Source organism: Pelagicoccus enzymogenes (assembly GCF_014803405.1).
GTDB classification, from domain to species: Bacteria; Verrucomicrobiota; Verrucomicrobiia; order Opitutales; family Opitutaceae; genus Pelagicoccus; species Pelagicoccus enzymogenes.
On the sequence record NZ_JACYFG010000051.1, the window covers coordinates 593,348 to 615,948 of the forward strand.

19 protein-coding genes are annotated in these 22,601 nt (G+C 56.9%); 9 read left to right on the forward strand and 10 right to left on the reverse strand.

The window, feature by feature from the left end; genetic code table 11:
- Nucleotides 1-126: 126 nt before the first annotated feature.
- The 3 genes from IEN85_RS21305 to IEN85_RS21315 all read right to left on the reverse strand — a co-directional run bounded on the left by IEN85_RS21305 (nucleotide 127) and on the right by IEN85_RS21315 (nucleotide 1,332).
- Nucleotides 127-648, reverse strand: coding sequence for a DUF3592 domain-containing protein (locus IEN85_RS21305; protein WP_191619119.1), 522 nt, complete (start codon nucleotides 646-648; stop codon nucleotides 127-129).
- A gap of 199 nt (nucleotides 649-847) precedes the next feature.
- Nucleotides 848-1,138, reverse strand: coding sequence for a hypothetical protein (locus tag IEN85_RS21310; protein WP_191619120.1), 291 nt, complete (start codon nucleotides 1,136-1,138; stop codon nucleotides 848-850).
- Nucleotides 1,138-1,332 (reverse strand): LacI family DNA-binding transcriptional regulator, encoded by a 195-nt coding sequence (locus IEN85_RS21315; protein ID WP_191619121.1) that lies wholly within the window; start codon nucleotides 1,330-1,332, stop codon nucleotides 1,138-1,140. The genes IEN85_RS21310 and IEN85_RS21315 overlap by 1 nt, the downstream gene beginning before the upstream one ends.
- Before the next feature lie 293 nt (nucleotides 1,333-1,625).
- On the opposite strand from IEN85_RS21315, the gene IEN85_RS21320 reads away from it, so the two are divergent.
- From IEN85_RS21320 to IEN85_RS21340, 5 genes are all read left to right on the forward strand, one after another.
- Nucleotides 1,626-2,141, forward strand: coding sequence for an RNA polymerase sigma factor (locus IEN85_RS21320; protein ID WP_191619122.1), 516 nt, complete (start codon nucleotides 1,626-1,628; stop codon nucleotides 2,139-2,141).
- A 37-nt stretch (nucleotides 2,142-2,178) separates the two neighbouring features.
- Complete coding sequence (locus tag IEN85_RS21325) at nucleotides 2,179-3,183, forward strand: FecR family protein (protein WP_191619123.1); 1,005 nt, start codon at nucleotides 2,179-2,181, stop codon at nucleotides 3,181-3,183.
- A gap of 987 nt (nucleotides 3,184-4,170) precedes the next feature.
- Nucleotides 4,171-7,128 carry a TonB-dependent receptor plug domain-containing protein gene (locus IEN85_RS21330; RefSeq protein WP_191619124.1) on the forward strand — a complete coding sequence of 986 codons (2,958 nt, stop codon included), beginning with the start codon at nucleotides 4,171-4,173 and terminating at the stop codon, nucleotides 7,126-7,128.
- A gap of 192 nt (nucleotides 7,129-7,320) precedes the next feature.
- Nucleotides 7,321-8,304: an alpha/beta hydrolase family protein gene (locus IEN85_RS21335; protein WP_191619125.1), complete on the forward strand. Its 984-nt coding sequence runs from the start codon at nucleotides 7,321-7,323 to the stop codon at nucleotides 8,302-8,304.
- A 467-nt stretch (nucleotides 8,305-8,771) separates the two neighbouring features.
- Nucleotides 8,772-9,833 (forward strand): 3-deoxy-7-phosphoheptulonate synthase, encoded by a 1,062-nt coding sequence (locus IEN85_RS21340; protein ID WP_191619126.1) that lies wholly within the window; start codon nucleotides 8,772-8,774, stop codon nucleotides 9,831-9,833.
- A 76-nt stretch (nucleotides 9,834-9,909) separates the two neighbouring features.
- Here IEN85_RS21340 and IEN85_RS21345 read toward each other — a convergent pair whose 3' ends face one another.
- Nucleotides 9,910-10,821: a cation diffusion facilitator family transporter gene (locus tag IEN85_RS21345; RefSeq protein WP_191619127.1), complete on the reverse strand. Its 912-nt coding sequence runs from the start codon at nucleotides 10,819-10,821 to the stop codon at nucleotides 9,910-9,912.
- A 197-nt stretch (nucleotides 10,822-11,018) separates the two neighbouring features.
- On the opposite strand from IEN85_RS21345, the gene IEN85_RS21350 reads away from it, so the two are divergent.
- Complete coding sequence (locus IEN85_RS21350) at nucleotides 11,019-12,515, forward strand: mechanosensitive ion channel family protein (RefSeq protein WP_191619128.1); 1,497 nt, start codon at nucleotides 11,019-11,021, stop codon at nucleotides 12,513-12,515.
- 156 nt (nucleotides 12,516-12,671) lie between these two features.
- On the opposite strand, the gene IEN85_RS21355 is transcribed toward IEN85_RS21350, so the two are convergent.
- The 3 genes from IEN85_RS21355 to IEN85_RS21365 all read right to left on the reverse strand — a co-directional run bounded on the left by IEN85_RS21355 (nucleotide 12,672) and on the right by IEN85_RS21365 (nucleotide 17,644).
- Nucleotides 12,672-15,023: a glycoside hydrolase family 127 protein gene (locus IEN85_RS21355; protein ID WP_191619129.1), complete on the reverse strand. Its 2,352-nt coding sequence runs from the start codon at nucleotides 15,021-15,023 to the stop codon at nucleotides 12,672-12,674.
- Between the two features lie 400 nt (nucleotides 15,024-15,423).
- Entirely contained in the window at nucleotides 15,424-16,404 is a 981-nt protein-coding gene (locus tag IEN85_RS21360) for a malate dehydrogenase (protein ID WP_191619130.1), read from the reverse strand.
- 175 nt (nucleotides 16,405-16,579) lie between these two features.
- The gene (locus tag IEN85_RS21365; RefSeq protein ID WP_191619131.1) at nucleotides 16,580-17,644 is read right to left on the reverse strand and encodes a 3-deoxy-7-phosphoheptulonate synthase; all 1,065 of its coding nucleotides are present in this window, start codon (nucleotides 17,642-17,644) and stop codon (nucleotides 16,580-16,582) included.
- 257 nt (nucleotides 17,645-17,901) lie between these two features.
- On the opposite strand from IEN85_RS21365, the gene ygfZ reads away from it, so the two are divergent.
- The 3 genes from ygfZ to IEN85_RS21380 all read left to right on the forward strand — a co-directional run bounded on the left by ygfZ (nucleotide 17,902) and on the right by IEN85_RS21380 (nucleotide 19,493).
- A complete protein-coding gene (gene ygfZ, locus IEN85_RS21370) occupies nucleotides 17,902-18,843 on the forward strand; it encodes a CAF17-like 4Fe-4S cluster assembly/insertion protein YgfZ (protein WP_191619132.1) in 942 nt (313 codons plus the stop codon).
- A 17-nt stretch (nucleotides 18,844-18,860) separates the two neighbouring features.
- Nucleotides 18,861-19,046 (forward strand): hypothetical protein, encoded by a 186-nt coding sequence (locus IEN85_RS21375; protein WP_224772763.1) that lies wholly within the window; start codon nucleotides 18,861-18,863, stop codon nucleotides 19,044-19,046.
- A gap of 132 nt (nucleotides 19,047-19,178) precedes the next feature.
- Entirely contained in the window at nucleotides 19,179-19,493 is a 315-nt protein-coding gene (locus tag IEN85_RS21380) for an HU family DNA-binding protein (RefSeq protein WP_191619134.1), read from the forward strand.
- Between the two features lie 152 nt (nucleotides 19,494-19,645).
- Here the strand turns inward: IEN85_RS21380 and IEN85_RS21385 are convergent, their stop codons facing one another.
- Genes IEN85_RS21385 through IEN85_RS21395 form a run of 3 tightly spaced genes read right to left on the reverse strand, consistent with a single transcriptional unit; the run spans nucleotide 19,646 to nucleotide 22,441 of the window.
- The gene (locus IEN85_RS21385; RefSeq protein ID WP_191619135.1) at nucleotides 19,646-20,566 is read right to left on the reverse strand and encodes a prepilin peptidase; all 921 of its coding nucleotides are present in this window, start codon (nucleotides 20,564-20,566) and stop codon (nucleotides 19,646-19,648) included.
- A gap of 10 nt (nucleotides 20,567-20,576) precedes the next feature.
- On the reverse strand, nucleotides 20,577-21,500 hold the full coding sequence (aroE, locus tag IEN85_RS21390; RefSeq protein WP_191619136.1) for a shikimate dehydrogenase: 924 nt from the start codon (nucleotides 21,498-21,500) through the stop codon (nucleotides 20,577-20,579).
- Nucleotides 21,501-21,553: 53 nt separating this feature from the next.
- Nucleotides 21,554-22,441 (reverse strand): transglutaminase family protein, encoded by an 888-nt coding sequence (locus IEN85_RS21395; RefSeq protein WP_191619137.1) that lies wholly within the window; start codon nucleotides 22,439-22,441, stop codon nucleotides 21,554-21,556.
- Nucleotides 22,442-22,601: the final 160 nt, after the last annotated feature.

A 22,601-nucleotide genomic window follows, 5' to 3' on the forward strand; every position in this document is an offset into this window, starting at 1 on the left:
CGAAGCTCCTAGAGTGTCGCCTCGCTCGGTACGACTTTGCTGGGGCCGCTTTTCAGCGGCGGTTTGACTGGAAGTCAAAGAACAAGGACCGGAAACGTGTCAGAAACTTTTCCGAAATCAAGTGATTTAGTCAGCTGCTGGTGGCTGGAGTTCCTTCTTGTCCTCGGAGAAGAGCACGGAGAGGCCGATGAGACCGAAGAACCCGCCGCCGAGAATGGCGATCCAGCGTAGCCCGCTTTGGCTGAGCGGCCGGTGGAATTGGGTGGGGTTGTCGGGATTGATGTAGACGGGAAGGGTGTTGCCGATGGCGAATTGGCCTTCGACGGGCTCGTCCTTATCGTAGCCTTTGGAGGAGGACTGGGAGTCGGTGTAGCTGCGTGCTCCGGAGGGGAGGTCCACTTGAAAGCTGTAGTGGATGGCCCAGCCTCCTTCGAGACCACCGTGTCTGGCTTCGCTTTGGGTGATGGTGGCTTCGTAGTAGTCCCAGTTGGCTTTAGCGTGGGCGTCCTCTTCCGCGGCTTGGAAACCGAAGTAGTAAATGATGAGGGCGGCGATGCCGAACCAGACGAGACAGCTCCAGCGGCCGGCCTTTGGGGTCTCGGGAATCGGGGATGTCTTTTCTGGGGATGGTGAGGGTGATTTGCTCATGGGAGGATGCTGTTTAAACCACGGTTTACACAGATAGACTGGGATGGTCTAAGGTTGGTGTGGGTGAGCCTGAGGGATTTTTGGAACCAAGGATGAACGCGGATTTTTTTGATAGTGAAGGAATCTTGGATCTATGACGCGTAAGATTCTAGCTTATCTGTCGTGGATTTATAGATACGGAGGGCTAGGGAGTTGAGATTTAGCTTTGCTGCGAGGGCGGCGGGAAAGATGCCGAGCCAGTAGGTTTTAATCCAAATGCGTGCGGCTTGGCGGAGATGGTTGATTTTGGATACGAGTTGCGGCGCGATAGCGTAGTAGGTGGCGACGAGGTCTCGGCCGCTTGGGGTTGCGAGCTGGCCCGCTGGCAGGCGCCGTTGAAGAAGGCGCTGTCGATGAGGTCGTTTTTCCAGTCGTCCTCGTTTGAGAAGAAATCCAGCCAGGCGAGGTTGCAGACCGCGGCGCTCGGATTGTTTTCCCGCAGCTGCGTCATCAGGACGGAAGCCAGCGGGTTGACTCGATTGCCGAGGGCGAGGGCGGTTTGGCGGACGCGCTCTTTGGTTTCGGGGCGGATTCGGGGTCGTCCGGCAGGGATCGCGAGACCGTGCTGGTAGAAACGCCGGCGGCGGCGGGCACATCGTCCATCGAGGGGCGGGTCTTGGCGGTAGAATGTGCAGCTTCGTCCATGCAGGCAAGAGGGGGAGCGACTGATGTTTTAGGGATTCGGCGGCGGTTGGGTATGGTTATTTAGTCATGTGTGGAGCTCTTGCCTTCCAGGGTGCCCGATTGTCGCATCGCCCGGATGGCGGCCGCCGCGTGAAGCGGGCTGGTTGGAATCTTTTTTGTCGAAAGGTTTAGTGATTTGTCGGGCTTGGCGGCTCTTACGCTTTGGTAAGGCAGCTCACTCTCCGGCGTAGATCGGCTGTTTGGACGAAATCGCCTCGCTCTTACTTCGTTTGCCCCCCCTAAAGCTACCCTAGATGAAAGACCTAAAGGAGCGTGGATCTTGGTTCACGGAAGAAATTCTACCGCATGAAGAAAGGCTGCGAAAGTGGCTGAGAAGCCAGTTTGACTTGAGGGATGGTGTCGATGACGTGGTGCAGGAGGCGTTTATGCAGGTGTACAAAGCGTCGGAAAAACGACCCATTACGAATCCGAAAGCCTACCTTTATTCGATCGCTCGTAACGCGTCTTACAAAAAGCTCAAAAAGGATGCGATGCTTGTCTCTGAGTCGTTTGAGGAGAGCTCGACGGTTGTTCCGTTCGAACCTTCCAAGGGTTCGGATGACTGGGTCATCTACCAAGAGGAGGTGGGGATGCTGCGCGACGCAATCCAGCGGCTTCCCAAAAAATGCAGAAAGATCTTTGTGATGAGAAGAATCCAAGGCTTGTCCCATGCCGAGATCGCCGAGCGCCTAGGGATATCGGTGAACACCGTTTCCGCCCAGCTTACGATAGGATTGCGGAAGTGCGCTCAATTTTTTGAAAAGGTCTAGGGGCCTGGGCTGGAGACCGAACCAATCTTTAAGGAACATGAAATCGAATATCGAAAAGACCGCTAGCCAGTGGGCCATCCGCGAGCAGGAAGGCTTGTCGGCTGCGGAGCGGGAGGAGCTGAGCAAGTGGCTTGTGGAGACGCCTGGCGCTCGGCGGGCATTGGAGCGGATGCGGAAAACGTGGGGACGATTCGAAATGCTGCGTAATACCGACCTTGCCGATGACCTCGTTGGCGATGAGTCCTCTGTGAATTGGTATTGGTATTCGTCACTCGCAGCTGGGTTGGTATTGGCGATCACGGCTTTGGCGTGGACCTTTATTCAAACTCCCTCTCACGATTCGCTGGAGGCGGAAGCAAGGGAGCTCCTCCGCTGGGAATCGGCCGATTTCGCGGAATTGGAGGATGGGTCCACGATAGACTTAAATAACGGAGCGGAAATTGAATACCAGTTTTCGGAAGGGAGCAGAAGTATTTGGGTCCTGCGTGGGGAGGCTTATTTTACGGTGGCCCCGGATCCCGAGCGGCCGTTTGTTGTGTATGCGGGGAATTCAGTGACTCAGGCGGTCGGCACCCAGTTCAATGTTAAGCTCAAGGAACGTTCCGTGGAAGTTCTGGTTACGGAGGGAAAGGTTCGATTTTCGTTTCAGCAGACCGATGCCGTGCGCCCAGAGGAAGACGAAGCGTCGGCGGTGGAGTCGGCTTATCTGACGGAGCAGCATTGCGCCTCGCTGTTGAATGACCCGGAAGAGGATTCTGGCTTTGTGATCCGGGAATTGGACCCAGAAGAGCTTCGCAGCTTGATCGTATGGAAGCCTGTTACGTTGAGGTTTGATTCTACTCCGCTGGCGGAGGTTTTGGAGTTGTTTAATCAATACAATGAGATCCAGTTGGTATTGGAGGATGGGGAACTGGGTGACTTGAAGGTGGCGGCGAAGTTTCGTTCCAACAAGTTGGATGGCTTTGTGCGATTGCTTGAGGCGACGTCCGGAATCAAGTCGAGACGCGAAGGTGATAATATCTACTTGTACGCTGGAAATTAGGGGGCGGGGTCTATTCGCAGTAATTATATAACGATCCGCCACGGGTAATCGAACTCCGCTGCCGTCCCGGGAGCGTTCTTACGGATCGGAGGAGCCGCTTGCATCCGCCGATGTTTTTTTCGCTCGCCGCCGATGCCTTGTCATGGCGGGCTTGATGCTCATTGATCAGTCTAAAGGGCCGGCCTTGCGTCCCTGTCTAGGGTATGTTGCTTTTCGGACGATGATCCGAATTCCTAGTCAACCGTTTTCTCGTTCCTTTCCATGTTTCGGGGCGTATTCGAGCAAGCGGGCGCGAGGAGCTGATTTCCTGAAAAGGCGTCTGGGTAAAACTCCAACTTGACCGCAAAGCGTGGACGAAGCATAAACAGAAAAGCCGCAACCGAAATTGTAGGATTCCGAGTCCCGGCGCCCGCCCCTGTGTTTACCTATCCTTTGGGCGCGACGATCTCCCGCGAAACTATACATGTTCTGATTTATCGGACGGTCTCTGAGATAAATTTCAAAATACTTTTAGTGAGTAAATTGGTTTTAGCACTCTGCAGGAATGACGAACCATTCTGCAAATGCCTACCCCCAATAATAGTACCATCCACGCTGATTTTTCGAAAGCGGGTGATAGTCGTCTTGTTGGGGCTTTTGGTGTGTCTTGCCCAAGGCTGGGGATCGCAGTTGATCGCATCCGATTCCGCAAAAGTGCAGTTTCGTATTCCGAAAGGATCAGCCGAAGAGACCTTGAAAACAGCGGCGGAACAAGCGGACATCGATCTCATGTTCGAGTATCAACTGGTCGCATCCGTTACGACGGATGCCCTAGAGGGAGTTTACTCCATCGATCAAGCGTTCTCGCTTCTCTTGCTGAATTCCAATTTGCAGTTGTTCAAAGATCCGGAGTCCCAGTCCTATGCGATTATCCGATCTGAGGCAGGTTCGTATCGTACCCCCCGGAATTCCGGGTCTGTTAACTCCAATATAAAAGTAGGAAACGATATGAAAAAAACGAAATCTGGCGTCCGTAAAATTTTTGCGGTCGTAGGTGGTTTGATTGTAGGCGCTAATTCCCCATTGAGCGGGCAAGCGGGAGAATCGTCGTTGGATGGCGACGAGGTTTTCGAACTGTCTCCCTTCGAGGTAGGCGCCCAGGAAGAGCAAGGCTATCGGGCGACGAGTTCGCTGGTGGGCGGCCGTACTAAAATGAGTATGGACGATATAGCGAATTCGGTCGATGTTATAACGAAAGACCTGATGGAGGATATGGCGGTAACGGATATCCAAGACATCGCGGTCATCGCGAATAACGTCGAACCGGCTACCGTCGGCTTTGCCAATACCTCCGGCGAGTCGCGCGAGGTATGGAATTATAACTGGATTACGATTCGCGGCTTTCGTGTAGGGACGGCGACGCGCAACTTCATGAATCTCGAGACTAGCGTCGATGCTTATAATACGCAAAGCGTCGATTTCTCAAAGGGGCCGAATGCGGTATTGTTTGGTCTGGGCGACCCGGGCGGAACATATAATTATTCGACCAAAACGCCGTTTTTCGAGGATGATAATTCCGTGTCCTACAAGATTGGAAGCGAAGGGGGGCATCGCTTTTCCTTTGATGTAAATCGGGTGCTGGTGGAGGACAAGCTTTCGGTGCGTGTAAACGGATTGAAGCAGGACTGGGAATATTATCACAAGCCGGGGTATACGCAAACCGATGCGCTGCACGTGTCGCTGCGGTGGAAACCCTTGGAAAACTCGACCTTTACCTTTAGCCACGAATATAATAACGTCGATCGCGCGTATCCGAAAATGTATTTCGGACAGGACCGGGTTACGCCTTGGCTGGCGGCCGGCGGTCCGGAGGTCGTGGATTTCGCTCTGGACGTCGACGACCCGCGCAATCCGGATGGGATCGCCAAGGGCAGTAACGTGCTGCTGGCGGGAAATGACAAGGCGACTCCTGTGGGCGATGCGGCGATGAGCATCAAGGGCGTTACTTATATGGTGCACGACCTCGAGGACGTAGTGCATGATCGCTTCTTGCAGATTGATCCGTATGTCGTTAATGGATTGCAAGTTGCGGATCCGTATACCTACGCGAATTTCGGCTATCCGATGAACTACAGCGCTTCTGGCCCGAACGGTCTGTCGGATACGCGCTACAACGTGACGGAACTGAATTTCCAACAGAAGTTAGCTGAGAATCTGTATTTGGATTTGTCCTACGGAAAGAACGATCAGCAAAAGCTTTCCGCCAACGGAATCAATTCCGACATCTGGGTGTACCCGGAAGCGGGCGAGCGTTTTGGCGAGTTGTACACGGTGACCAGCCGTCCTATGCAAATGCGCCGTTATTGGGATATTGAGGATATTCGAATGTCTTTATCCTATGATTTCGATTTCGGTGATCGCAGCAATTACCTTGGCTCGCACCGCATTGCCGTGATGGCCGAGAAAAATGATAAAACGGAGATTTGGGAGCAAGGGCGACTGGTGACCACTCGCGATCCGAATAATGAAATTTCGGGAAGCCTGAGAGCGAGCAAGCTGCGTCCCTCCTTCTATTCGTTTTTCAATCCGGCGGAAGGCGAGTATACCGCAATGGACTGGCGCCAGACCTATTGGGATCAGGATCGGATTGAGATCGATGGCTACGCTTTTGATTGGCTGCAGACGGACCTATGGGCGAACATGGCGCTGCGTCAGAAGCTCGATACCAAGCTCTATGTATTGCAGAGCCGGTTCTGGAACGATCGAATCGTGACCTCCATCGGCTACCGCAAAGAAGCGAGGGACGAATTCCGTTCGGCGGGCACGTATGCAGACCAGACCGACCCGACGGCGATTATCGTTCCAGAATATGGATACGTTGATAACAAGCCGGCAGGCGAGAGCTCCTTCCGCTATGCGAAGATTCCCGGGGAGCCGACGGACTACGTATCCGGGATTTCGCGCAACCATGGGCTTGTATTCCATGCGACGGATTGGGTGAGCCTCACCTATAACCGCTCGAATAGCATTGGCTTGCCTTCGGACAGCAAGGACATCTTCGGGAATTTCCTAGGTTCCTCGCAAGGCATCACCGACGACTACGGAGTGCGCTTCAAGCTTCTGGAGGAAAAGGTGTTTCTCTCCTTGAACGCCTATGAGACGCACTCGGACGAATCGATGCAGTTCGGGGATTTCCGGACGGATGCCTGGACGCTGGAGGAGATCCTAGTCGCGAATTCCGATGTGACCGGAGTGACCAGCAATATGCTGGAAAACGGAAACGGGCACACGAATGCCAGCAAGGTGGCGGAAGGCATAGAGTTGATGATCAACGGAAACTTCGCCAACGGCTGGAGCTTCCGGATCTCGGGCAGCCAGAACGAAACCCTGATCAATGAGGCCGGGATGGATATGATTGCCTTCTGGGACGAGCGCTATGCGAACGTGTATTCCAACCCGGCGTACCAGGGATTGTATATAAACGACGGATCGAGCACCTTTGGGGCGCGGGTCGACGACGCGGCGTATGAGATCGCCAAGATTCGGGCCCTGCAGGACAACCAGCAGTTCCCGTCCTCCAAGTACGCCCTGACGAGCATCGTCAAGTACAAGGTGCAGGGGGATGGTTTCCTGGGGGGCTCTTCCTTCGGTACGGTGATCGACTGGAAGAGCGCCCCCATCGTGGGCTACTATCAGGATGCCTCTGGCAACTTTGATATCACCCGTCCGGCCAAGGGCGAGGAGCGTACCAATGTCGACTTTTTCGCCGCCTACGGTCGCTCCTTGACCGACAAGGTCGATTGGCGACTGCAGTTGAACGTCCGCAACGTATTCGATGACAACGATCCTTATGTAATCGAAAAGCGAAGTGTGGGGACGGATCCTGATAACTTCACGTGGCAGAACTACAAGTGGAGGCCGGTCAATGGCCTGACCTGGGAGCTGACGAATTCCTTTAGCTTCTAGGAGACTGTCTGCGGACCGAATATAAGTTGATTTAGGAGTGCGAGGGTCGCGCGGCTTGGATGCTGGCGCGACCCTCTTTTGCTGGTCGTGCGCGCCGCCGGAATCGGTGGTGAAACGATTCTATTCAGTCTCTTACCTTTACAGGCGCATAATCGCCTTTCCCTTCGTAACGTGTTTTCTAATAGTATCCCTATGCATCGTTTTCTCGCCCCACTTGCCGCCTTTGCCCTGATCGCGAGCTTGAGCTCCAGCCACGCGGCCCCTGACAATTCCGAACCGCCGAGCAAGGACCCGGTGTGGGACCAGACCCGATCGCCGGATTGGGACGCGTCCTACCAGCTCGTCTCGATTCCCAGCACTATCGACGGCCAGGCCCAGATGGCCTACGCCTACGAGGCGGCGGACGCTGCCCCGGCCCCCTTGGTCGTCAGCCTGCACACGTGGTCCAGCAACTACGAGCAAGCCGACCCGCTGGCCGCGATTCTGGTGGAGCGCGGATTCCACTACATCCACCCCGATTTTCGCGGAGTGAACAACACGCCAGAAGGCTGCGTGAGCGAGCTGGCGCTGCAGGATATCGACGACGCCATCGACTACTGTCTGGAGAGCTGGAATGTCGATCCCGAGCGCATCTACGTCATCGGCACCAGCGGCGGCGGATATGCGACCTGCGCCACCTATTTTAAGAGCAAGCACCGCATCGCCGGCTTCTACGCCTGGGTGCCGATTACCGACCTGGAAATGTGGTACTACCAGACCAAGCAGCGCGGGCTCAAGTACGCCCAGCACATCGAGCAGGTACTCGGCGGCAGCATCGATTCGGAGGAGGCGAAGAAGCGCTCGCCGCTCTACATGCCGCATCGGCCTCGCGAGGTTCCGCTCCACCTTTTTCACGGGGTGGACGACGGCTATCGCGGCAGCGTTCCCAGCATTCACTCCATTCAGCTGTACAATCGTCTTTGCGAGGAGGCGGGGCAGCCTTCCTTGCGGGTCACGCATGAGCAGACCATCGACTTGCTCAGCAAGGCGGTGCGTCCCACCGGGCGGAAGCTCGGTGGCCGTGAAATCTGGTTCCAGCGCGAATCGCCCTTCGCCACGCTTACGATTTTCGAAGGGGGGCACGAGATGCTCGTCGAGGTCGCGGCCGATCAGCTTAGCGAAGCGGCTGGGCGCTAGCCTGGATAATTCATGAGAATTCTACTGCGCGTCCCCGATTCCCGCCCGGAAGCGGCCTTGCCTTGGTCCGGGACCGAAGCGGGGGTTTAACCCAGCAACTCCCGCGAACCGGCGTCAAAGCCGCTTCCACGCAGGGCTCGCGAACGCTCGCTACGATTTTCATGAATAATCCAGGCTAAGGCGTGTGTGTGGGTGGTGGTGGGCTCGCTGAGTTTTTTGTTTAACTACAGAAGGCGCAAGAGGGACAGGAGGGTTGATGGGGCAGGGGAGTACGGTGGTTCGCGTTTTGGTTGCGGTCGGAGGTAGCGCGGTGCTTTCGCCCTCGTCCGCGAAGGATGGATCCTGCAATGGGGTCGCGGGCTAAAGCACGGCGCTACCTTAGGATGCGGTTGCGGTTTCTCGGTTTTGGGTGAGGGTGCTAGTATCGGTTTACCCCTAGCCTGCGTCCGAAACGCTTTCGAATTGATATGAGTTCCCTTACCTCTGATACGCGAATCACTGAGATCAAGACGGTGCCGTCGCCGGCGGTCGTCATTGGAGAGTTTCCGGGCAGGGCTCGGGTGGAGGGCTTGGTGGCGTCGACCCGCGGTGCGATTAGTCGCATCCTGCATGGGGCGGACGATCGCTTGCTGGTGGTGGTGGGGCCGTGTTCGGTGCATGATCCGAAGTCGGCCCTGGAGTATGCGCAGCGCTTGAGCGCGCTGCGTAGTGGATTTTTGGATGATCTGGAAATCGTGATGCGGGTTTACTTCGAGAAGCCGCGCACCACGGTCGGCTGGAAGGGGCTGATCAACGATCCGAACTTGGATGGGAGTTTCGATATCAATAAGGGGATTCGCCTGGCTCGGGAGCTCTTGATCAGGATCAATGAGTTGGGGCTGCCGGCGGGGACCGAGTTTCTCGATATCGTGACCGGGCAATACTATTCGGACTTGGTGAGCTGGGGGGCGATTGGGGCCCGCACGACGGAGAGCCAGGTGCATCGCGAGATGGCTTCGGGGCTGTCGTGTCCGGTCGGCTTCAAGAACGGGACGGACGGGAATCTGCAGATCGCGATCGACGCGGTGAAGTCGTCGCGCACGGAGCACAATTTTCTGTCGCAGACTCCGAGTGGGGAAATGGCGATTTATCGTACGGCTGGCAATGCCGATGGTCACATCATTTTGCGGGGCGGCAAGGCGCCGAACTACGATGCGGACAGCGTGGCGGCCGCGATCGAGCAGATGGGAAAGGCCAAGGTGGAGACTGGGCTGATCGTGGACTTTAGCCATGGCAACAGCCGCAAGCGATTCGAGCGGCAAGCGGAGGTCGGCCGCGATGTGGCCGGGCAGGTGGCGGCGGGGCAGTCAGGAATCGTGGGCTGCATGATCGAGTCGCACCTGGTGGAGGGGAACCAGAAGGTGGTTCCTGGCGAGCCGCTGGTCTACGGGCAGAGTATCACGGACGCCTGTATTGGATTTGAAACTACGGAATCGCTTTTGCGGGAGCTGGCGGAGGCGGCGCGCAAGCGGAGGCGCGGGCGATTGTAGAGAGGAGGGTGGGGGAGTTAGCCGCGGAGGACGCGGAGGGGGAGAGGTGTATGGGGGAGGTTTTTGGATCTGTTTCTTAGGGAGCCTGCACGAGGCGGGCGTTTTTGCCGCGGCAAGCTTCGGAGGCTCGCTCGAACTCGAGGGTGCTGTGGGTGATTTCGAACTGGTCCGCGAAGAGGGTCTTGAGCTGCTTCTTGATGTCGCGCTGGCGGTGAGTGATGTCGTCGTAGATGACGACGTGGGCCTCCAGCGCCCTGTGCGATTCGTCGAGCTGCCAAACGTGCAGATGGTGAAGGTCGTTCACTCCGGTCACTGACTCGGCTTCTTCCTTTACTTGGTCGAGGTCGATATCTTCTGGGGTGGCCTCCATGAGAATACGGCTTGTCTGGCCGATCAGCTTGAAGGCGGTAACGACTATGAAGAGGGCGATTGCGAGGGTGAGGATGGGGTCGATCCAGCTCCAGCCGAAAAGTAGCATGAGCGCCCCTCCGGCCAGGACTGCGAGGGAAGTGGCGGCGTCTGTGAGGTTGTGCAGCAGGGCGGCCTTGACGTTGAGACTGCCTTTGGAGGTGGCCCAAAGGAGTCCAACGGTCGTGAGGTCGACGAGGAGGGCGATGCTGGCTCCCAGCACGACCCAGCTGCTTTCGATAGGTACGGGCTCGAGAAGTCGCCCGATGGCGTGGAACACGAGAAATCCGCTGATGACGACGAGGGCGGTGAATTGGATGAGGGCGCCGATGAGCTCTGCCCGGCGGTAGCCGAAGGTATACCTGGAGTTTGCCCGCTTGCGTGAGATGCGTCTAGCGACGTAGGCGACCACAAGGGCGGCTGCGTCGTTGGTATTGTGCAGGGCGTCAGCGAGCAGCGCGGCGCTGCCGGAGACGATCCCGGCTACGAACTGGAATAGGGATAGGCCGAGGTTTGCGATGATGCTCCAGACGAGGCGTTGACCGCTCAATTCTTGGTTGTGTGACTGTCTTTTGGACATGGCTTCGGTCGGTCTTCGGTATTTTTGCAGGATGTGCTTTGCAGGGTGCAAGAGAGAGAAGGGGGCTACCTTGGGTAGCCCTGTGTCGCGGTGAAGCAGTTCATTATTCGCGCCAGATTTTGGATACAGGCGATAGAAGTTACGGTTATGAAAAATCTCAGTTGCGGGTGGGGGAAGTTTCCTTAGCATGACGTCCCATGCCTGATCTTCTCGCTCCTGTGCTTCTTCAAACTGATTCTCCCAACGAGGCCGCATGGTCTGATGTCGCCCGGGACTGGCTCGTCAATGCCTGGGAAAAGGTGCGTGGCTTGTTGGTGGGAGAAGACCTCTACGTGCAGTTGGGAGCGATCTTCGGAGTGGTGTTGCTTGCCTATCTGTTGCAGCTCGCCTTGAAGCCGCTTTTCAAGCGAGTCACGGAGGCGATCGAGGAGCGTGACGATTGGGTGGAGTCGACGATCGACTGGATCAGCGAGAACTTTTTTCGCATCGCGGTGGCGTCCTTGCTTTGGTCGGTATCGATTTACTTCGATGCTGCGAACGAGCAATTGGCCGCAGCTGCCCTAGAGACGGCCAAGTCGGGCGGCGAGGTGGTTTCCGAGTCTCAGCTGGCAGTGGAGAAGAGCGCTGCGCCTGCAGCCAAGAACTACATATTGCTGCGAGCTGCTGCCAGCGTTGCGACTTTGATCTTGTTGTCGGGCGCCTTGCCGCGGCCCATTCGCGAAAAGGCGTATTTCAAGACCCTCTACTTTGTCACGGCGGTGCTTCTGTTGCTAAACCTGCTGGGCATATGGGAGGTGATCCGGGATGGCCTGGACAGCTTGCAGGTCTTGCCGGTGGCGGAAGGCGAGTCCACTCGCGTTACGGCGTTGACGATCGGCAAGGGGATTTTCGTAATTTTAATCCTGATACCGTTGACGGGGTGGGTGATGCGATTGGGCGAGGGGCGCGTGAAGAAGTCGCCTTCGCTGACGCCGGCTTTGCAGATGCTGGTGATCAAGGTGCTGAAGGCTTTGGTCGTGGTGGGCGCTATCCTGTTTGGCATTAGCTCGATGGGCATCGACTTGTCGGCCTTGGCCTTCATGGGCGGCGCGGTTGGCTTAGGCTTGGGCTTCGGTTTCCAGAAGGTGATTTCCAATTTGATCAGTGGGGTGATCCTCTTGAGCGACCGCTCGATCAAGCCGGGAGACGTGATCGAGGTCGACAACACCTATGGTTGGATCAACAAGCTGAGCGCTCGTTACGTGAGCGTCATTACGCGGGATGGAATGGAGCACTTGATTCCGAACGAGACCTTGATCACGGAAAAGGTGACGAATTGGTCGTTTAGCGATGACTTGGTGCGGGTGCGGGTGCCGTTTGGAGTTTCCTACAACTCGGACGGGCATAAGGTTATGGAATTGGCAAACCGGGCGGCTCGCGAGTGCAAGCGAGTGGTGTCGGAAAAGCCGCCGACATGCTGGTTGCTGAACTTCGGCGACAGTTCCGTGAACTTCGAATTGAGAGTTTGGATACGCGATCCGTCCAATGGATTGGGAAGCATTCGCAGCGAGATCTACATGCGGATGTGGGAGCTTTTCAAGGAGAACGGAATCGAGATCCCGTTCCCGCAACGCGACCTCAATTTCCGCGGTGGCAAGCCGATCGAGGTGGTGATGAAGAAGGAGCGTGAGCAGCCGGAGTTTGGCGAGGACTAGTAGAGGGCTAGAGAAGCTTTGTAAACAGGTGGGACGTCCGCTCCGCGGGTGTCTGGGTATTTGTCGTTTTTTCGCCCGCGGAGCGGCCGAGCCACCTGAAAAATGGGTGTCTACTTTCTTGGTGCGGACGGGATTGCACTCGTCCCTCCGAATTTCTTACTCTTGGCGGCGTAGGAAGATTCCGAATACCTTGGGAGTTGTTCTACCGTCGAGGGACTCGATGCGGATGGTGGCTCGATCGGAGTTGATGGCTCCGGCGGGGATTTCAAAGGTGACCTCGGAGAAGCTGTCGGGGCTGCCTGACTGGGACCTTACCTCTCCGACGAGGTGGCCGTTGATGGAAATCGTGCTGGCTTTGTTCCACTCGCTGGCGAGGACTTTGAGAGCGATTTCGAAGGGACCTTCGGAGTCGGTCCTGAGTGTGTATTCAAACCATTTTGACGCTTCTCGAAAGCGGTTGCCAAGTTCTGCCCCGCTGCGGGCTCCCTCGCCACGGTAGTCGTGTTCGACTTCGGATTGCTGTTCCCCGGGAGCGATGCTGTCGACGGTGCGGGCGGCGAGGGCGAGCTCGATCGCTTCCTTTTCAGCGAGCCGTTTTTGGATGGCTGCGTAATCAGCGGTATCCACGGATTGCCAGTAAATAGAGTATCGGGATTCGTGGACTCGGTTGAAGGGCTCGAGGACGATAGGGCGGTCGGGCTGTGGACGAACGTCGCCGGTGAGTTGGAAGTGTAGCGGCTGCCCTTCGATGGGATGGAGGCGCGAGGCGAGGGCTTGGGCGTTGCCCACTAGCATGGGGGCTTGGTCGAGTGGAAGGTAGGCGCCAGGAGCGATGTGTTCCATGCGACCGGACCCGGCGAACAGGCCTGGCGTGTCGCCCTCTGCCACTTTTTGAGCGAGTACGAGTGGGCCGTAGAGGAAAGAGTAGTATGGGGAACCGTCTGGTAGCTGCTCGGCGCGGACCTGCATCGGGAGGGAGACGTCCAGAGTGTCGCCGGTTTTCCATTTTCGGGTGATGCTGACGTATCCAGATTTGTCTGGGCTCGCTTTGATGGACTTACCGTTGAGAGTAAGTTCGAAGGCCTCGGTGGTCCAGGAGGGACGGCGGACTTTAAGTGTGAACTTTTTCTTTCCAGGGGCAGAATCGATGGTGAGCCGAGTGCTTTCACTGTATGGGAAGTCCGTTGTCTGAGTGAGTTTCAGGCCTTTTTCCTGCCAATCCAAGGAGCTGGCCAGGAAGAGGTTGACGAACAGGGTGGTGTCCTGCTTCGCGTATACGAATTCCGAATACCGGCCGGGATTCTCGATGCCGGAACCGACGCAGCACCAGAAGGCGTTTTCCGGGACGGAGTAAACGCGGTAATGGCGGGGTCGCATAGGGGTGAAGTAGACGAGGCCGCCTGTTTGTGGGTGTTGAGCGGAGAGTATGTGGTTGTAGAGGGCGCGTTCGTAGTAGTCGGTGAGGGCTACCGAAGGCTCGGCCTGAAAGAGCAGGGAGGTGAGGCGGAGCATGTTGTGGGTGTTGCAGGTCTCGGGGCCCTCGCGTGACTCGAGCATGGAATGGAAGTCGTCGGCGGGGTGAAAGTGCTCTCGGACGGAGTTGCCGCCGATCGAAACGGAGCGTTGGTTCACGACGGTGTCCCAAAAGAAGGCGGACGCTTGTTGTAGTTTCTGATCTTTCGCGGCGAGGGCGGTACGTTGGAAGCCGATGACCTTGGGGATCTGGGTATTGGCGTGGAAGCCGGTTAGTTTGTCTTCGCCTTCGAGCAGGGGATCGAGCAGCTCGTGGTGAGTGAAGCGGTAAGCGAGCTCGAGGTAACGCTCGTCGCCAAGTTTTTGATACATCTCGGCGAAGATTTCGTTCATGCCTCCGTGCTCGGTGTAGAGCATTTGCTGGAGCTGTTCCTCGGTGAGTTTCGAGGTCGCCTCATAGGTCCAGTCGGCAAGTCTTAGGAGAATGTCGCGGGCCTTTTCGCTACCTGCTACCAGCCAGGCATCCTTCAGGCCGGCGTAGGTTTTGTGGAGGTTGTACCAGGGAACCCAAGCTCCGTTGAGGGAGAAGCGGTCTGCTTTGATCTCGCCGGCTTCGAGTTCGGCGATAAACTTCTTTGAGTTGGGAACGCCGCCGACGTAGCCAGTGCCGATGGCATCTTGGCAGCGTTGCAGCTCGTCGAGCATGTAGTCGAGCCGTTCGGCTAGCAGCGGATTGTCGTTCTGCAGCGAGAGGGTGGCGTAGGCCGAGAGGAAGTGCCCGGCGGAGTGTCCGTCCAAGCCGGAAGATTCCCAGTTTCCGTATTTGGGCGCTTTGGGCTCGAGCCCTGCGGCGATAAGGAAGGGAGCTAGAAGGCGGTCGGGATCGTGGGCGAGCACGTAGTCGACGTCGGCCTCGATGGAGTCGAGGAAGGGGCCGGGCTCGATGGTGACGGCGCTGGGATGAAAGAGCTTGGTGGACAGTAGGGGCGACGCTTGTAGAGCGACGATTGCAGAGGCGATCGCAAGGTTTCGCATGGGGCGGTGGTGTTTGGTATTGGTTGCGAGACCGGGGGGCAAATCTCAGTTTGAACGCTAAAGCTAGAGTTCGTTGCGGTTAAACGCGAGACGGGAGGGGGAGCTTGCAGGCTTAAACGTTAAGTGGCGCTTCGACTTTGCTCAGGGGGCTCGCTTCGCTCGAAGTGGGGGCATCACGACCTGCCGGCAAAAGGAGCTGTTTGTAGGAAGTGCCCTTGCGGCACGATTCATCTATCCAATCGCGGCGCAAGGCCGCTTCCCACAATGGGGCGAGGGATGTGGGACGTTGGACGTGGCTCTTTTGAGGGAGTTGCGGACGGGGTGGACCCCGTCCCTCCAGAAAAAAACGCCAGCCGCGGGAGCGACTGGCGTTGGTGATAAATGGATTTTTGAAAATAGATCAGAGGAGGTCGGAGACCATCTTCTTTTCTTCGAGAAGTTCGGCCTCGGTTTCCTTGATTTTTTGCTGGCTGAACTCGTTGATTTCGAGGCCTTCGACCACGGAAAGCTTGGAGCCGTCGCTCTTGATTGGATAGGAGTAAATGAGGCCGGGCTCGATACCGTATTGTCCGTCGGAACAGATGCCCACGCTGAATACGTCGTCGGCTGCGGTGGGCTTGATGATGTTGGCGACGGTGTCGATAGCGGCGTTGGCGGCGGAAGCGGCGGATGACAGTCCGCGAGCCTTGATGATGGCGGCGCCGCGCTGCTGTACGGTCGGGATGAAGTCGTCTTTGTACCAAGCTTCGTCGGTGATCACGTCGGTGGCCGCCTTTCCGCCGATGGTGGCGTCGAAGTAGTTTGGATACATGGTGGAGGAGTGGTTGCCCCAGATGGCGAGGTTCTTGACTTCGGTGATGTCGGCGCCGGCTTTGATCGCGAGTTGGGTCTTGGCGCGGTTCTCGTCGAGCTTCGTCATGGCGAACCAACGATCCTTGGGAATGTCGGGCGCGTTGTTCATGGCGATGAGGCAGTTGGTGTTGCAAGGGTTGCCGACGACGAGGGTGCGGATGTCGGAGGCGGCGTTTTCCTGGATGGCTTTGCCTTGGGATGTGAAGATCTTGCCGTTGATGCCGAGCAGGTCCTTTCGTTCCATGCCAGCCTTGCGGGGGACGGAGCCGACGAGCAGAGCCCAGCTGGCGCTGTCGAAGCCTTCGTTGAGGTCGCAGGTGGGGACGATGCCCTTGAGCAGCGGAAAGGCGCAGTCTTGCAGCTCCATGACCACGCCTTCGAGGGCCTTCATGGCAGGCTCGATTTCGATGAGCCGCAGCACGACCGGCTGATCCGGCCCGAGCAGTTGTCCTGACGCGATGCGTACGAGGAGAGAGTATCCGATTTGACCGGCTGCGCCGGTGACCGCCACGTGTACTGGGTTTTTCATAGCGACCCGAAGCTATGTGAGCTTGTTATGATTGCGAATCAAAAGAACAAGCCGCCCTAATAAATAGAGCGGCCTGAAGGAAGAAATAAGCTAAGCTTAAGGTCGTGTTTAGCAAATGCTTGCGAAACAAGCTCAGGAGGCCGGATCCCTCGCGGGATCCGTTCGGCGAGGGGGGCTACTTTTTCGCTGCGAAGCGGGCTCCCATCTTCTCGTAGGCGGAGAGGATGGCGGTTTCGGTGGTTTCCCAGTCGATGCAAGCGTCGGTGATGGAGACGCCGTAGGCGAGCTCCTCCTTGGGAACGGGGAACTTTTGGTTGCCCGCTCCGAGGTTGCTCTCGACCATGACTCCGATGATGGAGTCGTTGCCTGCGGCGATCTGGTTCATGATGTCGTCGAGCACGATGGGCTGGCGGTTGTGGTCCTTGTTGCTGTTGCCGTGGCTGCAGTCGACCATGATGGCGGGGATGAGCCCGGCTTTCTTGAGGTCGGCCTCGCACTTGGCAACGCTGTCGGCGTCGTAGTTGGGGCCGCCGCTGCCGCCGCGCAGCACGACATGGCAGTTGGGGTTGCCCTTGGTGGTGACGGCGGACGCTTGCCCGTCGGTATTGATGCCGAGGAACGTTTGGGAGCCGCTAGCGGCCTTGATTGCATTGACGGCGACGCCGACGGTGCCGTCCATGCCGTTTTTGAACCCGAGTGGCATGGAGAGGCCGGAAGCCATCTGGCGGTGCGTTTGCGACTCTGTGGTGCGAGCTCCGATGGCAGCCCAGGAAACGAGGTCGGCGATGTACTGGGGAGTGATGGGGTCGAGCAGCTCGGTGGAAGTCGGCAGGCCGAGGTCGATGACCTTGCGCAGGAATTCGCGAGCGACGCGAAGGCCCTTCTTGATGTTTTCGCTTCCGTCGAGGTCGGGGTCCATGATGAGGCCTTTCCAGCCAAGGGAGGTGCGAGGCTTCTCGAAGTAGACGCGCATGACGAGGCAGATGCGGTCCTTGACCTTTTCGCTCAGGGCGGCGAGGCGTTTGGCGTACTCGAGGCCGGCTTCGGTGTCGTGGATCGAGCAAGGGCCGATCACTACGAGCAGTCGCTTGTCGCCGCCGAAAATGATCTCATGGATCTCGTCGCGGGATTGCGAAATGAACTCCGCTTGCGCTTCCGTCTTGTCGTACTCGGAGATGAGTTGACGAGGCGTTGGGAGTGCGTCGGTGCGAGTGACGTTTATGTCGGAGGTATTCTTCACTGGAGGCGTTATTGGTGAAGCCGGCAGCAAATTTCAAATGGAATTACCCTGATTTGGCAGGATTTTGGGGTGGAATCAGGGCAAGAAAAAGGCGGATCGCCTACCCCTAAGCGATCCGCCACTCGTTTTCTTAGTTACCCCAAATTCTCGCTAGGCGAGAAAGTGCTTGTTGTTGCGGCGACTTGATGGAGGATTTTTTACCTCTGTCAAATATTATTTCGCATGTGTTTGGCCTAGCGCCCAGCCTGTTACGAGCTATGCAAAAATCTTCTTTTTATAAGTACCGACCGAGCGGATTCGTAAGCGTCAGCGGTCCCGATGCCTTGGAGTTCTTGCAAGGCCAGTTTTCGAACGATCTCGCAAAAATGGAAGTGGGGCAGGTTGTCTACGGATTGTGGCTGAACCGGAAGGGGAAGATCGTGGCGGACAGCTTCGCATTGCGGCAGGGCGAGGAGCGAGTGGCCTTGTTGAGCTATTTTTGCGAAGGGGCCGCTATATTCGATCGTTTGGATGCTTACTTGATTATGGAAGATGCGGAGCTGGAAAAGGCCAGCGAAGCTCCGTTGGCCTGCAGCGTTTTTGGGGATGCAGCTCAAGCTGCCGCATGCGAGCGCTTGGGTCTGAAACTGCCGCAATTGGGGGAGTTTTCGGAGTCAGAAGGCGTAGTTGCCTTCTGGGGACGTAGAGGAGGCGTTTCTTCCTTGGAATTGGTGGGCATCGATACGTCAGGTTCGGTCTGTATCGAGAGATTGGATGCGCTCATTTCTGAGTCGGGCGTCGAATCGCTTTCATGCAATGACTTGGATGCGTTTGCGATCGAGGGAAGGGTGCCGCAGATCGGAAAGGGCTTTGGTGATTCTGATTTGCCGCAGGAGCTCGGCCTGGAGGTGGATGCGGTCTCGTTTCGCAAGGGCTGTTACCTCGGGCAGGAAGTTATGGCTCGATTGCACGCTATGGGGAGAGTGCGAAAGGGGTTGCGAGTCGTGAGTATTGAAAATGTCGATACTGCATCCGGTTTAGCGCTTCCAGTAGACTTGCTGGATGAAGCCGGAAAGCGGCAAGGTAGTTTGAGGTCGGTTGCGTATTCGAAGTCTGGAGGCGTTGTCGGACTTGCGGTGGTCAGCTCTGGGTTTAGCGGCCGGTCGCTGGCTGCGGGCGACTTGTTGGTGGAGCTTCAGGAGAGCGAGGAGGGGAGATAATGGCGGAGGTGGAACAAGTGGCATCTATCCTCGAGCAATGGGGTGCCGAAGGCTCTCAGGCCAAGGTTATGGCCGCCCAGTTGCTAAAGCGAGCGGAGCAAATTTCCGAGCAGCGGGGTGTCGAAAAGGTGGAAGCCTTGGCCGATTTGTTGAAGTTGGTGAAGGCGGGAAGGGACGGCGAAACGCGCGAACCCAGTAACTAAGGGGCCTAGAAGCCCATATTTATCGCGAAAACGGCACGTTTTGTTTTGACCGATCTAGATTGCGGTATTCAGTAGTCCCTCGAATCAACTTCTGGTTCTACCCTAACGTAGCTTCAACAATACTCCACATATATGAATAAATCTGAACTTATTGCCGAAATCCAAAAGAATCTAGGAGACTCCTCCAAGGCTGAAGCTGAAAAGGCTTTGGGCGCTGTGTTGTCCTCTATCAAGACTGCCGTTAAGAAGGCAGCGAAGGAAGTTAAGATCCGCGACAAGGATTCCAAGGATGCAGTTGCCATCCAGCTCGTCGGTTTCGGTACGTTCTCCGTAGGCAAGCGCTCTGCTCGCACCGGTATCAATCCGCTCACCAAGGAGCCTCTCAAGATCAAGGCCAGCAAGAACGTCAAGTTCAAGGCTGGCGCTGGCTTGAAGGAGCAGCTCTAATTTTTAAGCGATTAGAAATTTTGAAACCCGTGGCTAAACCGCCGCGGGTTTTTTCGTGTTGGGAGCTTGGATACGGTTGCTTGCCGCGAAGCCGTTGTCAGGCGTTTGTTTGATGGAAGCCTTTTCGGGGAAGCGGCTCCATCCGTTACAAATCAGCCTTGTGATATTTGTCGGAACAGCTCCTCGAACTGGGCGAAATATGTGAGCACTGGAGACTCCAGAAGGAACGCGTAGAGCAAGGCTCCGCTGGCGAGCATGGGGCCGAAGGGGATGTGGCCTTGGAGTTCTTCTTCGTTTTCCTCCGAAGTGTTCGCTCTTTGATGCGGCGTTTCTGGTTGCGGGCGAAGTTTCCTGACGATGCTCCAGACCAACATGCCTAGGCATCCGATCAAGGCGCCTCCGAAAATGGAAAAGATGGCGCCTTGCCAGCCGAGAAAAGCTCCGATGCCGCCTAGCAATTTCACGTCGCCAAAGCCCATGGCCTCCTTGCGCAGGATTGATTCCGCGAGCAACCCGATCCAAAGGATGGTGCCGGATCCGATAAGGATGCCGAGGGCTGATTCGAATACCGATTGCACGCTGGCGGAAGCGAACTGGCTGCGTGGGATATCGTGTAGTTCGGGAACCAATACGGAAATGGCGAAGCCAATCACGGCAAGCCCGATCGAAAAGCGATCCGGTATTTCCATATGATCGAAGTCGATAAAGCTGGCGCAGACGAGCATGGCCGCAAAAAGCATCAGGCAGAGGGCTTTGAAGGGAGACTGCGAAAGCCAGGCTGCGAGGAAGAGAAAGCCAGTGAGCGCTTCGACGAAGGGATAGCGAAAACTGTAGGCAGCTCCGCAACAGCGCGCTCGTCCGCGGAGGATGAACCAGCTTAGGATGGGGATGTTATCGAACCATTTGATCGCTTGTCCGCAGGCGCAAGTTGATCCTGGGCTGACGACTGACTTTCCGGCTGGTATTCGATAGATGCATACGTTGAGGAAGCTTCCGACAATGGCTCCCATTACGAATGCGAAGCTAGACAGGAACCATGGGAAATCCGCTTCGATAAAGTGCAGTGTATCCATCGATTGTTTGCTAGTGGCTGGCGAGAGCTCGTTCTGCCGCTTTTTGCATCGTGTCAGCTGGCGCTTCGGTAGCGGTCCAAATGGAGAGCGATTTCGCGCCTTGGTGTACAAGCATGGCGAGGCCGTTGCCGGTTTGGCCGCCTTTTTCGGCCACGGCTTTCATGAGCGCTGTACTGGGTGGGTTGTAGATCATGTCGAAGCAGCTCGCATTTTCGGGCAGCTTTTCAACGGGTATCGGCGTGGGGTCGTCGGGCTTGAGTCCGAGTGAAGTGGCGTTGACGAGCAGGCATCCGGATGGGAGGACATCCAAGGTCGCGGGCGAGAGGCTGAGGAGGGGGATGTTGGCTTGGTCGGCGATCGGCTGGAGTTCGGAAATGAGTCGACTGAGGCGGTCTTGGTTTCGATTGACGATGGTCAGGCGAGCGCAAGCGGATTGCAGGGCTTGGATGGCGGCTGCCCGGGCTGCTCCGCCTGCTCCGAGCAGCACGAAGTCGGATCCTTGGATGGAGCGTCCGAGCTGAATCCGAATTCCTTGGGCGAGCCCGTAACCGTCGGTGTTGTAGCCAGCGTAGCCGCTATCGTGTCGCTTAAGGGTGTTGACTGCTCCGATGGGTTGGGCGGCCGGATCGATTCCTTGCACGGCTGGGAATGCGATTTCCTTGTGGGGCACGGTGAGATTAAGTCCGGCGAATCCTTTCTGGTGAAAAAGCGGTAGAGCCTCCAGCAGTTGTTCGGGCTGAATCTCGAAGCGGAAGTACCTCCAGTTGGCGAGTTCGGGGCGCGTCTCGGCGAGTTTCGCGAGAGCAGCGTTGTGCATCTGCGGGCTTATGGAGTGGCGTACTGGTTGTCCCAATACAGCGAGGCTGGTGCCGGGAAAGTCCCAGAGTGGCAGATCGTCAAGTGTGTAGGTTTCGTCGGCTGAGTAGCTGGGCATCGGAGCTATCGTTGCGCGACGGCTTGCTCAGGCGAGAAAAATCTCAGCTGGCACTACTTGCTGTGCGAGGCGCTGTGAGCTGTCTGGAAGTCATGAACGAAGCTTGCGAAGAGCTTGGATTGGCTTTCCTGCCCGATGGCGCCGTAGTGGTTGGCCAAGTTTTGGCAGCAGCGGGTGAGTACCTCGCGGATTGGGCTGGGGGCGAGGTTGCCGAGTTGGGAGACGGACAGGTAGCCGCTGGAGTAGTCGAGCAGTTGGCCGGGCGCGATGAAGCGACCGCGTTTGAACGTGTCTATGTAAAAGGGGAGATCCTCTTCGAAGGAGCCGACCAGGAAGTGTCCGGGATAGGCGATGGGATCGAGATCGGCGCCCACGCGTTGAGCGACGAGGAGGTAGAGGATGGAGAGGGAAATTGGCAGCCCTTTCTTGGTTTCCAGGACGCGGTTGAGGAAGCTGTTGTCGGGATTTTCGTAGTCCTCGGCATTTCCGCGAAACCCGAACTCGTGAAAAAGCACGCGGTTGATCATCACGCAACGCTCCCGAGGCGAAATCGGGTTGGCGATGAGCTCGCGGCAGCGGTCGGCGATGGAATCGATCTGAGTGCAAATCTCAGCAGGAGTGACTTCTGGGTATGCCACGCGGCAAAGCATGATGGCCCCCGTCTCCAGCTCGTAGTTTTGGGAGCGGATGAATTTGCGGAATTCCTCGCTCGGGTTGGCGTTCTCGACCTCTTTTAGAATGCGTTTGGCGTGGAGGGCTAGCATCCGGTTGCTGCCGCTTACGATCTCCTCGAGAAAGGCGCATGCCGCGGGGCCTATCTTTGAAAGTTCGTGGACGAGAGCTTTTTGAACGACGGGGCTCGGGTCGTCGAGCAGGCCTCTGAACGCGTCACGTCTTTCTGTTGTCAGGTCGATAGGTGGCACATCTTGGAGTGTGGCCATATCGGCACGCTTGGCAATCGGTTTGGTCCGGGATTTTTGAGAAATTTCCAGAAGGTGGGAGTGGAGGGGCTGGCTTTACTGCAAGGAATGGATTCCGCGGTGGAGGGATTGGGCAAAATCCTGTCTGCCCCCTCAGTAATAGGATGTAGGCTTGCTAAAA